Origin of the sequence: Flavobacterium sp. LM5, from assembly GCF_002017945.1 — a bacterium.
Classification (GTDB): Bacteria; Bacteroidota; Bacteroidia; order Flavobacteriales; family Flavobacteriaceae; genus Flavobacterium; species Flavobacterium succinicans.
The window spans coordinates 1,096,795-1,108,851 of the sequence record NZ_MUFX01000001.1; the positions used below are offsets into that span (position 1 = coordinate 1,096,795).

A 12,057-nucleotide genomic window follows, 5' to 3' on the forward strand; every position below is an offset into this window, starting at 1 on the left:
TGACAATTTAGCATTTTCGCTATTTTGGATGTATTTTTGACAGACCAGTATTGAGTTTGTCTGCTTAATGCTATAAAAGCAGTACTTAATAAAAAATGTAAAACATATAAGTCATTTTAGTTTTACATTAAGTAAGTAAAGTGAAAATAATAGATCATTTAAGTATTTTAGATTGTTTTAAATGAAGAGTAGGAACTTATTTTCACTTTTAAATATCAGTCTTAAAAAGCTATCGTAAAAAACTTACGTGACTTATATATTGACAATTTAAACACTGATTATTTTGTTATATAGTACCTTTATCCTATGGAAGAAACCCATTTTCAATTTCGTAATCGCGTAGTCCTATTACCGCTACTTTTTTTATTGACGATATGGTTGGTCTACTGGCTCGAAGTTCGTTTCCATTTCGATTTTGACAAAAATGGGATTTATCCACGTACTTTCTCGGGTTTACAAGGTGTACTTTTTAGTCCTTTCATCCATTCCGATTTATTGCATCTGTATAATAATTCCCTGCCATTACTCGTTTTGTTGACTGCCCTGTCTTATTTTTATCCAAAACAAACGCTAGCTGTTCTTTGTTTTGGAATAGTTTTGTCGGGTGTTATTACTTGGGTTATTGGTCGCCCTAATTATCATATTGGTGCTAGTGGACTCATTTATGTTTTAGTGAGTTTTATCTTCTTCAAAGGAATTCAAACCCAATATTATCGTTTGGTAGCACTTTCTTTAACTGTAGTTTTAGTTTATGGTGGTTTGATTTGGTATGTCTTTCCCGAAGTAGACAATACTATTTCTTGGGAAGGTCATTTAGCGGGTTTTATCACTGGATTTTTATTATCTATTGTTTTCAAAGCCGAAGAATATCAAAAAATATATAAATACGAATGGGAACGCCCAGATTATGACCCATCGCAAGATAAATTTATGCAACGCTTTGACGAAAACGGCAATTTTGTAAATCCGCCAAAACCAGAGGTAGAGGAGGAGGTTGATCCCATAATGGCGTATTTTACCTCCAATTTACCCATTCATTACGATTGTATACCCACACAAAAAAAGGAACCAAAACAAGAGTCCTGATTCCTTTAATATTAAGTAATTCGTGATTTTCTACCACGAACTGTATTCTATAATCTGCATTCTACAATCTAGCTACGCTGTCTCACCGCTTCATATAGGAAAGCACCACAAGCAACTGAAACGTTTAATGAACCAATGGTTCCAAACATAGGCAATTTTGCCTTCTCGTCAATGATTTTTAAAACCGATGGATTAATACCTCGGTCTTCGGCTCCCATTACAATAGCAGTAGGGCCAGAAAGGGTTACATCATACAAACTTTTTTCTGTTTTTTCAGTAGCTGCTACTGTGGTAATGCCGCTCGCTTGCAGCAAGAAAATAGCATCTTTTATATGGTCTACTTTGCAAATCGGAATGTTAAAAACAGCCCCTGCAGATGTTTTTACTGTATCTCCATTTACAGGTGCCGATCCTGATTTTTGAACGATTATTCCATTAACGCCAGTACATTCAGCTGTTCTAATAATAGCTCCAAAATTTCTAGCATCAGATATTCCATCCAATACTAAGAATAATGGATTTTTACCATTTTCAAGAACTGTTTCAATTAAAGATTCTAAATCAAAAAAGGAGATAGGAGAGATAGTAGCTACCGCACCTTGGTGGTTATTAGGTGTGAGTCGGTTTAGTTTCTCAACAGGAACATAAGAGAAATTAATATTTTCTCTTTTCATGACTTTCATTAAGTCTTTCATTAGGTCGCCACTAGCTTCCTTTTGTATGTAAACTTTATCTACTGTTGCCCCTGCTTGAATCGCTTCAATGATGGCTCTTATCCCAAATATTTGATGTTCTTTTTCCATAGGGGCAAAGATATAAAAAAAAACCACTCCAAATTTTGGAGTGGTTTTAATTGTTGGTTACATGATGTTATTTAGTTGTCCCACCATACTTTAGTAAGAAGTGTCACGTAAGGAACAGGTATGCCTGGTCCAGCTTGAAGTGAAGCACGGTTTACATTAATTTCAATTTGTGGATAAGGCAATCTTCTAGGAGTAACTCCTCCAGTACGATTTGTTTTAGGAGTAGTTAGTATTGGAAATCCTGTTCTTCTCCAGTCTACAAATGACTCATAAGAAGCTTGGTACATAGTTATCCATTTTTGCTCCATAATTCTTGCTAAAGTGTTGTTAAAGGCCACTAGTGGATTTGTTATATAAGTAGCGTCTGTTACTCCTAAAGCAGCGAAGTCATTAGCAATAGCTTTTTCATAAGCTATTTTAGAGTTAGATAAATCATTAGCTCTAAAATAAATCTCAGCTTTAATAAATTCAACTTCAGCAGCGCTAAGTAAAATTACTGGAGAATTTATTGATGCATAGCTTGGTCCTACACGAGAAAACAAATTTTCCCCAGAGTCATCTGTATCGTTACCAGGTAGGTTTCCTAAGTATTGTCCAGCAAGCCCACTATTGTTATTTGTAACTGGTAAAAAGTATTTGCTAATTCTTGGGTCATTTAATGACTTCATGTTATCTACAAGAGTTTTACAAACAGCGTTATCTTTTCTGCCTGAAAGAACATCAAATTGGTGGATTGGATTTGCATTGTTTGCAACGGTACCAAAAGTTACTTTAGCATTATTAGTAACAGTAGTGATCAATGAAGGATTTGTTTGTAAAAAGCTTAAGGCTTGTGTTGGGTTTTTTTTGCTAAGATGATTAAGCAATCTTAGTTTTAACGAATTAGCAAAAGCTTCCCATTTTACAATATCTCCATTGTATATTAAATCTGCAGTTGAAGGTTTAGCTCCAGCTCCACTCTTTAAGTTTGCTATAGCTTGATCAAGAGTTGTAATTAAAGCGGGATAAATCACTTCTTGTTTGTCATAAGCTGGGGTAATATTGCCTAGAGCACCTTTTGAGCTTTCGTTGTACGGTATGTCACCAAAAAGGTCTGTGGCAACACTAAAAGTGTAAGCTTTAAGAACTTGGGATATACCTAAATATATTTTGTCACCACTAACGATTGTTCTATCCTCAATTGTTTTTAGATCCATTAAAACATCATAAAGATTTCCCCATAAGCCATCTGTGTCAGCAGATGTTATGTTGTATTGTCCATAATTTAATGGTTGTCCTCTATGTCCAGCATAATGTTGGACAATAGTCGCAGGAATTCTTGTACCATCGCCACCTAGGGTATAAGTAAGGTTAACCTCTGATGCTGATAGTAAAGTTGCTAATGGAGCTTCTGTAGGATTATTAGGGTCGCTATTTATATCTAGTTCGTGGTCGCAAGACACGAAAACCGCTGATAATGTTATTAAGCCAACCAAAAGAGATCGCTTAAAACTACTATTGTGATTTTTTTTCATTTTCATTAATTTTAGTATTAGAATTGTGCTTTTAGATTGAAACCAATTGTTCTTGTTGTTGGAAATGCAAATCTTGAAACACCCTGAGCGTTACCTGTTCCAAATGAACTTGATTCTGGGTCAACATGAGGTATGTCAGACCAGATAAATAAGTTACGACCATACATACCTAAATCTAAAGACTGTATGTGTTTGTTTTTTAGTTTGAAGGTATAGCCTAGAGTCACTTCTCGTAATTTAATCCAGTTGTTTTCATAGACATATTGTTCATTTGGATAAGCACCAATTCCATACCAAGTTGCATCACGTTTTACAACAACATCATTAGTTGCTCCAGTTGTAGCATTTACTCCAGGAAAAATGTAGTCGTCATTACGTGTTAAAGTATTTTTGCTAACACCATAAAAATCTAATAATTCTTCAGTACCATTGTACATATATCCACCTCGTCTCATGTCAACAAGTGCTGTTAGATAAATATTTTTGTAATTAAAAGAAGAACTTATACCTGCTGTCCAATCGGCTTCAGTATGACCAAGTATTATTCCATCTAATACAGATGGTATTCCTTCATCATCTACTAATATGTTGCCGTCTTTGTCTCTTGCATAGCCTGATCCTATTAAGGTGCCTAATCTTTCTCCTTTAACTGCATATACCGCAGGGTTTCCACTAAATCCTCCAAGATATACTCTGTCTACACCAGGGTATGTTTCATCTACATGAGATCTGATTCTGCTAAAGTTAAACGTTAAATCCCATCTGAAATCTTTAGTTAAGATAGGTGTAGTTCTTAAAGCCAATTCAAAACCTTTTGAAGTTGTTTTTCCACTATTAATAATTGTTGCTGTAGCTCCTGTAGCAGGGGAAATATCTAATGGTATAATACCATCTGTATTGATGTTTCTGAAGTAAGTTGCGTCAACTCCAATTCTGTCTTTAAATAATTTTAATTCAACCCCAACTTCATATTCTGTAGTGAATTCTGGGCTCAAATTAGAATTACTTATTGTGTTTTGAATTGTGTAACCTGCTAAGTTGTTGAATGGGAACTCAATTCCTGTAGTAAATCCATCACCAAATATAGCTTTTCTGTATGCAGGCTGTGTAAGATATGGATTAGCATCTCTACCTGTTTTAGAGGCTCCAATACGTAATTTACCATAAGTTAGTGCGTCAGATTGTATTTTAAATGCATCAGTAAATATTAAGGAAGCACTAACTCCAGGATAGAAAAAACTTCTATTGTCTTTAGGTAAAGTTGAACTCCACTCGTTTCTTCCTATAATGTTTATAAAAACATAACTGTCGTAGCTCAAAGATAAGTCTCCGAACACCCCAAATAAAGTTCTTCTACTGTTAAAAATGTCTGGAGGGCTGCTTGTCTTAATGTTGTTAGTATTAATAATATTTGGCAATATTAATTCAGTTCCAACAATAGTAGATTGTTGGAAAGTTCTATTGTTGTAGTCTTGACCAGCAGTTAATGTAGCTTTAAATTTTTCAGTAATTTTTTTATTTAACGTAGCAATTAATGTTGATGTAGTTTCATTTCTGCTAATGTTGTCATAAGTTAAATTTCCTAAAGGATTTCCACCAGTGTAAATATCCTTAAACAACGTTCTTTTATCGGATAGATAATCATTACCAAGACGATAAGATATATTTAAATCTTTTAATAGATCAAAAGCGAAGTTTACACCAGTTATGTATCTCTGACTATCTGATTTTGCAGAGTTTTTGTTTACTGTCCATAATGGGTTGTCAAAAGAGCCCCCTCTAAAGTTAATTTGTCTTCCGTCAGGTCTTTGGTATCCATAGCCTGTTAAGTTCCAGGTTACAGGAGCGTGAAATAATGCAAAAATTGGATTGCTTCCGTCTTGTCCAGCAAAAGAAAGGTCGCCTTTAGAAGTGTTGTAACTTAAGTTGACACCTGCAGTGAATTTTGAACTGAATTTATAATTGCTGTTGAAGCGGCCATTGAATTTTTCAAAACCCTGACCAGGAACGATGGAGGTTTGTTTTGATTGCCCAATTGATGCGAACATATCATGTGCTTCAGTAGCGTTTGAAAGTGAAATGTTGTTATTGTAAGTTATGCCAGTTTTTAAGAATTCTTTTCTAGGATCATAGACTTTTAGTTGGATTTGTTGTGGGCCTAATCCTAGAGCAGCTCCTGCAGCTGCACTTGTTACAGTTTGACCAGTTATTTTTGGTCCAAATGATCTTGAGGTACCCTCTGCATAATTTACACTGTTTGTTCCTTGTGCATATTCAGTTTGATAATCTGGTAATACTAATGCATTGTCAGCTGCAACTGAGCTAGTGTATTCAATAACTGGTTTTCCAGCTTTATTTGATCCAGTTTTGGTAGTTATTAATACAACTCCATTAGAACCACGGTTTCCGTATAAAACGGCGCCAGCAGCTCCTTTTAGTACGGTAATGCTTGCAATGTCATTTGGGTTGATGTCTGAAGCTCTGTTCGGGCTGTTGATTCCTGTTACGGTATTTGAATTACCATCATTGGCATTGCTCATCGGTATACCGTCAATAACGTAAAGGGGTTCATTACTATTAGTTAATGATTTATTACCTCCCCTAATTACCAGTCTACTTGCTTGACCAGGGGCACCTCCAGAGGCAGTTACTTGTACACCAGCTACTTTACCACTAAGTGCGCTAACAAGATTTTGATTATTCCCTTTGGTTATGTCAGAGCCAATGATTTTTGTAGATGCATAACCAATAGCTTTATCTGATTTTTTAATGCCCAAAGCGGTTACGGCGACACTTTCTAGCTCTACAGCTGCATCTCTTAGTTTTACGCTTATTGATGTAGAGCTAGCTAGAACTTCTTGAGTGTTCATCCCAACAAAGCTAAAAATCAATACTTGGCTTGGGCTTGCTTTAATGGCAAATTTACCATCAAAATCGGTTTGTGTTCCTTTTTTTGTTCCTTTAACTAACACACTCACGCCGGGTATTGGCAATCCTGCATTGTCAGAAACAGTACCAGAAACAGATCTTTCTTGCGCAAAGGTTACTTGCGTCATTAGCACCATTAAAAGGGCTAATAGTCCGTTGAACTTTAGTTTCATTATTTAATTGTTTTGAATTAGTTTGTCAAAACTCTTAATAATTTGTTAACAATCCTAATATATTTTAATTTTTTTTAACTCACGTTTTAAAATTTAACATTGTAGCATATGTTGAGGATAATGTTAAAAAAATTGAAATCATTATAGTTTTTTATGCTATTAGATATGGATAATTTTAATAATCCGCTTTTTGTATTTAATCCTAATCCAGCGCCAATACTGCTAATTTTGTTAAAATTATTAATAATTTTTGATTTGCTTTTGTCGTTAAATAATGTGTAGTCTAAAACAGAATGGATGTATAATGAAGCATTAATAAGGTATCTGTATTCGGTAAGTATCATGTGTACCTGATTTCCTTGTAAGCTATTTTCTGCAAAACCTCTTATGGAATACAGTCCGCCGAATCTAAAAAGTTCGTTGGTTAGATAGGTGTCGCTTTTTAAGAAATAATTTTGACTTCTTAGGTTAATGCTGTGCTTTGAATTAAAGTATAAGTTGTGTGCTAGATTGAATTGTATGAAATGTTGTTTTTGGTTTGGTGTAGAAGACAGGATGTTTGTTTGATTTCTTTTTCCAGTTCCAAAACGGAATTCAATTTTTGTTTTTTCAGGAAATAAATCGTGGTTAGGGTCTTTTTTTAGGTAATTAAGGCCAGTTGTAAAAAAATGGTTGGTGTAGTTGCTTACGGTAGTGTTGCTGTTTTGAATATCGCTAGAAGTTGTAGATTCGATACCGATATTTAGTCTAGTGTTGTAGTTGATGATGTAATTTAAGTTAACTAGTGATTTTGAGTTTTGAAACGTGCTGTCTTGTTTGAAAATGTGTAGTTGGGCGTTAAGTCCCAGTGATGTTCTGAATAGGTAGTCTAAAGTGAGTCCTGTTCGAAATGTTCTTTGGTTGTTGCCGTCGCTTTTCCAATAAATAAAGAATTCTTCACCTTGCTTTAGAATATTTTGGAGATGTATATCGAGATAGCCGTTAATGGTTGTTTTTTCTGCTTCATTGTTTCCTAAGCCAATATATCCGTCAAAAGTGTTTGCTTTTCTTTTTTCGGCATAAACATAAATTAGCGTCGAATCTTTGCTTAATAGTAATTCTGGTTTTTTGTTCTGATTGGCAAATGGATATTTGTCGAATTCCAATTGTATCTCTTTGAGTGAAGCTTGGTTGAATAATTTGTTTTTGAATTTCTTGTTGATTTGCGTTAGGTGGTTATTGGGGAAGAATTTTGCTTCATTGTTTTTAAGGATAATTTGATTGATTTTTCTTTGACTGTTTGGTTTGATGTTTAAATCAGCGTAAAGGTTGTTTTTAATTTTCTTGATATTTGTTAACTGTAGTTTGGCTAGAGGGTATCCGTTTTGTTCAACTTTTCTAAGGATTTCTTCTAAGAAAGTTGGTAATTCATTGTATTTGATGACTATGTTTTTGTTGGTTGAAAAATCATCAAGTATTGGATTTAGGAGTTCGTTTTCAGGGATATATATATAGGTCTGGTTTATCCTGTCATTTAATTGGAATTCAATTGAAAAGGTGGAATCGTTTTTTTGTATTAAATCTTTTGGATAGTGATCTAGGTAGCCAATTTTTTTTAGTTTTTCGGATAAGTCGGTGATTTCGTTTTTTAAAGATTTTATGTTTAGGTGTTGGCGGGTGTAGGTTAAGGAATCGATTGTTGTTGTTTCTTGATCTGACCCTCCATTTATTTTTAAAATAAATTTTTGCGCAAAAACGGTTGAGCAAATGAGGCTGCAGAAAAAGATGTAAATGACGTGTTTCAATTTTTTTTGGTTTGAAATAAATGTAACGCAAATATCTTATGAATGTTATGAAAATCATAATCTAAAATGAGGATCTTGAAAATTAATGCATTAAGGTTTGTATAGTGAAAAATATTTTATACATTTGCAACCCCGTAAAAAGCGGGAATTTAATATAATAAGAAATTTTTAGTATTAATTATGCCAACAATTCAACAATTAGTAAGAACAGGAAGAACTCAGATAACTAAGAAGAGTAAATCGGTTGCTTTAGATTCTTGTCCTCAAAGAAGAGGGGTTTGTACGCGTGTTTACACTACTACACCAAAAAAACCAAACTCTGCAATGCGTAAAGTTGCGCGTGTACGTTTGACAAATGGTAATGAAGTGAATGCTTACATCCCTGGAGAAGGACACAATTTACAAGAGCACTCGATAGTATTAGTTAGGGGTGGAAGGGTAAAAGATTTACCAGGAGTTAGATATCACATCGTTCGTGGTGCGCTTGATACATCAGGTGTAGCAGGAAGAACGCAAAGAAGATCTAAGTACGGAGCTAAACGCCCAAAAGAAGCAAAAAAGTAATTTAAAAAGTTAATTGCTTATAACTGATTTAGAATTTTATAATTCTAAAAAGATGTTATGTGCTAATGACAAAAAATTAAAAAAAAGACATGAGAAAAAGAGCGGCAAAGAAAAGACCACTTTTACCAGATCCAAGGTTTAATGATCAACTGGTAACACGTTTTGTGAACAACTTAATGTGGGATGGTAAAAAATCTACAGCGTTTAAAGTATTTTATGATGCAATTGACATTATAGAGTCTAAGAAACAAAACGACGAAAAAACTTCATTAGAAATTTGGAAAGATGCCTTGACAAACGTTATGCCTCACGTAGAAGTACGTAGCCGTAGAGTTGGTGGAGCTACATTCCAAATCCCAATGCAAATTAGACCAGACAGAAAAATATCTATGGCTATGAAATGGTTGATTCTTTATGCAAGAAGAAGAAACGAAAAATCAATGGCGCAAAGATTGGCTTCAGAATGTTTAGCTGCGGCTAAAGAAGAAGGAGCTGCTGTTAAGAAAAGAATGGATACTCACAAAATGGCAGAGGCTAACAAAGCTTTCTCTCACTTTAGATTTTAATTCGTAAAGAAATGGCAAGAGATCTAAAATATACAAGAAATATTGGAATTGCTGCTCATATTGATGCTGGTAAAACAACAACAACGGAGCGTATATTATTCTATACTGGAAAATCACACAAAATTGGTGAAGTACACGATGGTGCTGCAACAATGGACTGGATGGCACAAGAGCAAGAAAGAGGTATTACTATTACTTCTGCGGCTACAACTTGTGAATGGAATTTTCCAACAGAGCAAGGTAAAGCTTTGCCTGAAACATTGCCTTATCACTTCAACATTATCGATACTCCTGGTCACGTTGACTTTACAGTAGAGGTAAACCGTTCGTTGCGTGTATTGGATGGATTAGTTTTCTTATTTAGTGCGGTTGATGGTGTAGAGCCACAGTCAGAAACTAACTGGAGATTAGCGGATCAATACCGTGTGCCACGTATGGGATTTGTTAACAAAATGGACCGTCAAGGGTCTAATTTCTTAGCAGTTTGTCAGCAAGTACGTGATATGTTGAAATCTAACGCGGTAGCGATTACTTTGCCAATTGGTGAGGAAAATGATTTCAGAGGAGTGGTTGATTTGGTTAAAAATCAAGCTATTGTTTGGCATGATGCTACACAAGGTGCTACTTTTGATATTATTGATATCCCATCGGATATGGTTGATGAAGTAAAAGAATACAGAGATATCCTTATCGAAGCGGTTGCTGATTATGATGAAAACTTGCTTGATAAATACATGGAAGATCCAGATTCTATTACAGAAGATGAGATTAACAATGCGTTAAGAGCAGCAACTATGGATATGGCTATCATTCCTATGATTGCTGGTTCATCTTTCAAAAACAAAGGAGTTCAATTCATGTTAGATGCAGTATGTAAGTACTTGCCATCTCCAATGGATAAAGAAGGTATTACGGGTATTCATCCAGATGATGCTGAATTATTGGAAGAAGATCAGACTCAAATCTTGCGTAAGCCAGATGTTAAAGAGCCTTTCGCAGCATTAGCATTTAAGATTGCTACTGACCCATTCGTAGGTCGTTTAGCATTCTTCCGTGCTTACTCTGGAAGATTGGATGCTGGTTCATATGTATTGAATACGCGTTCTGGTAACAAAGAAAGAATTTCTCGTATCTACCAAATGCATGCTAACAAACAGAACCCAATTGAATATATCGAGGCAGGTGATATTGGAGCGGCTGTTGGATTTAAAGATATCAAAACTGGAGATACATTGTGTGATGAAAAACACCCAATTATTTTGGAGTCAATGAAATTCCCTGCGCCAGTTATTGGTATCGCAATTGAGCCTAAAACTAAAGCTGACGTAGATAAAATGGGTATGGCTTTGGCTAAATTAGCTGAAGAGGATCCAACATTTACTGTAAGAACAGATGAGGCTTCAGGGCAAACTATTATCTCAGGTATGGGTGAGTTACACTTAGATATCTTGGTGGATAGAATGAAACGAGAATTCAAAGTTGAAGTAAACCAAGGTGAGCCTCAAGTTGAATACAAAGAAGCTTTTACGAAAACTGCACAACACAGAGAGACTTACAAGAAGCAATCTGGAGGTCGTGGTAAATTTGGTGATATTGTATTTGTTCTTGAGCCAGCTGACGAAGTAGATGGTAAAGTTCCTGTAGGATTGCAATTTATTAATTCTGTAAAAGGAGGTAACGTACCAAAAGAATATATTCCTTCTGTAGAAAAAGGTTTCCGTGAGGCTATGAAAACTGGTCCTTTAGCAGGATACCAAGTAGATAGTTTGAAAGTTACTTTATTAGATGGATCTTTCCATCCTGTGGATTCTGATGCTCTTTCTTTTGAATTAGCAGCTAGAATGGGTTATAGGGAAGTAGCAAAAGCTGCTGGAGCTGTAATTCTTGAGCCTATCATGAAAATGGAAGTTATTACGCCTGAGGAAAACATGGGAGATATCGTAGGTGATATTAACCGTCGTAGAGGACAAGTGAATGACATGGGTGATAGAAATGGTGCAAAAACGATTAAGGCTGATGTTCCGTTATCAGAAATGTTTGGATATGTTACAACTTTAAGAACGTTATCTTCAGGTCGTGCAACATCTACAATGGAATTTTCACACTACGCTGAAACACCTTCTAATATTTCAGAAGCAGTTATCAAAAAAGCAAAAGGAAACGCATAATCTTTAAGAAAATGAGTCAAAAAATCAGAATAAAATTAAAATCTTACGATCATATGTTGGTAGACAAGTCTGCTGAAAAGATTGTAAAAACTGTAAAAACTACAGGTGCTGTGGTTACGGGTCCAATTCCATTGCCAACACACAAAAAATTGTTTACCGTTTTGCGTTCACCGCACGTAAACAAGAAGGCTAGAGAGCAATTCGAAGTAATGTCATACAAGAGATTGATTGATATTTATTCTTCTTCTTCTAAAACTATCGATGCTTTAATGAAACTTGAATTACCAAGTGGAGTAGAAGTTGAAATCAAAGTTTAAGTAGTTCTAAAGTAATTAAGGACGCTGTTTTTAGGCAAAAAAATATTTTTTGGATTGTGTGTAAATAAGTTATACCTTTGCACCCACTTAAAAAATAGGATTTGCTTAAAAGCTGCGTTCTATATTTATATTTTAATAATTAATAATTAATATT

Annotated in this window: 9 protein-coding genes; 5 read left to right on the top strand and 4 right to left on the bottom strand. The window is 34.9% G+C overall.

All coding sequences use genetic code 11. The annotated features are described in order from the left end of the window. The first annotated feature begins 306 nt into the window (after nucleotides 1-306). Nucleotides 307-1,086, top strand: a complete 780-nt coding sequence (locus BXU11_RS04590) for a rhomboid family intramembrane serine protease (RefSeq protein ID WP_078211177.1) — start codon at nucleotides 307-309, stop codon at nucleotides 1,084-1,086. Between the two features lie 68 nt (nucleotides 1,087-1,154). Here the strand turns inward: BXU11_RS04590 and rlmB are convergent, their stop codons facing one another. The 4 genes from rlmB to BXU11_RS04610 form a co-directional block, all read right to left on the bottom strand. After that, nucleotides 1,155-1,889, bottom strand: a complete 735-nt coding sequence (gene rlmB, locus BXU11_RS04595) for a 23S rRNA (guanosine(2251)-2'-O)-methyltransferase RlmB (RefSeq protein WP_024981501.1) — start codon at nucleotides 1,887-1,889, stop codon at nucleotides 1,155-1,157. A 71-nt stretch (nucleotides 1,890-1,960) separates the two neighbouring features. After that, nucleotides 1,961-3,403 (bottom strand): SusD/RagB family nutrient-binding outer membrane lipoprotein, encoded by a 1,443-nt coding sequence (locus BXU11_RS04600; protein WP_078212069.1) that lies wholly within the window; start codon nucleotides 3,401-3,403, stop codon nucleotides 1,961-1,963. Nucleotides 3,404-3,420: 17 nt separating this feature from the next. Beyond that, complete coding sequence (locus BXU11_RS04605) at nucleotides 3,421-6,504, bottom strand: SusC/RagA family TonB-linked outer membrane protein (RefSeq protein ID WP_189318502.1); 3,084 nt, start codon at nucleotides 6,502-6,504, stop codon at nucleotides 3,421-3,423. An 86-nt stretch (nucleotides 6,505-6,590) separates the two neighbouring features. Continuing rightward, nucleotides 6,591-8,288 carry a ShlB/FhaC/HecB family hemolysin secretion/activation protein gene (locus BXU11_RS04610; RefSeq protein ID WP_078211178.1) on the bottom strand — a complete coding sequence of 566 codons (1,698 nt, stop codon included), beginning with the start codon at nucleotides 8,286-8,288 and terminating at the stop codon, nucleotides 6,591-6,593. 180 nt (nucleotides 8,289-8,468) lie between these two features. Here BXU11_RS04610 and rpsL point away from each other — a divergent pair, with 180 nt between their 5' ends. The 4 genes from rpsL (at nucleotide 8,469) to rpsJ (ending at nucleotide 11,903) form a co-directional block, all read left to right on the top strand. Continuing rightward, complete coding sequence (rpsL, locus tag BXU11_RS04615) at nucleotides 8,469-8,852, top strand: 30S ribosomal protein S12 (RefSeq protein ID WP_007136570.1); 384 nt, start codon at nucleotides 8,469-8,471, stop codon at nucleotides 8,850-8,852. Between the two features lie 89 nt (nucleotides 8,853-8,941). After that, entirely contained in the window at nucleotides 8,942-9,418 is a 477-nt protein-coding gene (rpsG, locus tag BXU11_RS04620) for a 30S ribosomal protein S7 (protein ID WP_024981505.1), read from the top strand. An 11-nt stretch (nucleotides 9,419-9,429) separates the two neighbouring features. Next, on the top strand, nucleotides 9,430-11,586 hold the full coding sequence (gene fusA, locus BXU11_RS04625; RefSeq protein ID WP_078211179.1) for an elongation factor G: 2,157 nt from the start codon (nucleotides 9,430-9,432) through the stop codon (nucleotides 11,584-11,586). An 11-nt stretch (nucleotides 11,587-11,597) separates the two neighbouring features. After that, nucleotides 11,598-11,903, top strand: a complete 306-nt coding sequence (gene rpsJ, locus BXU11_RS04630; RefSeq protein WP_007803605.1) for a 30S ribosomal protein S10 — start codon at nucleotides 11,598-11,600, stop codon at nucleotides 11,901-11,903. Nucleotides 11,904-12,057: the final 154 nt, after the last annotated feature.

Coding starts and splice junctions, on each gene's coding strand:
- rpsG (WP_024981505.1), top strand. CDS start 8,942: ATGAGAAAAAGAGCGGCAAAGAAAAGACCACTTTTACCAGATCCAAGG.
- rpsL (WP_007136570.1), top strand. CDS start 8,469: ATGCCAACAATTCAACAATTAGTAAGAACAGGAAGAACTCAGATAACT.
- fusA (WP_078211179.1), top strand. CDS start 9,430: ATGGCAAGAGATCTAAAATATACAAGAAATATTGGAATTGCTGCTCAT.
- BXU11_RS04590 (WP_078211177.1), top strand. CDS start 307: ATGGAAGAAACCCATTTTCAATTTCGTAATCGCGTAGTCCTATTACCG.
- BXU11_RS04600 (WP_078212069.1), bottom strand. CDS start 3,403: ATGAAAAAAAATCACAATAGTAGTTTTAAGCGATCTCTTTTGGTTGGC.
- BXU11_RS04605 (WP_189318502.1), bottom strand. CDS start 6,504: ATGAAACTAAAGTTCAACGGACTATTAGCCCTTTTAATGGTGCTAATG.
- rpsJ (WP_007803605.1), top strand. CDS start 11,598: ATGAGTCAAAAAATCAGAATAAAATTAAAATCTTACGATCATATGTTG.
- rlmB (WP_024981501.1), bottom strand. CDS start 1,889: ATGGAAAAAGAACATCAAATATTTGGGATAAGAGCCATCATTGAAGCG.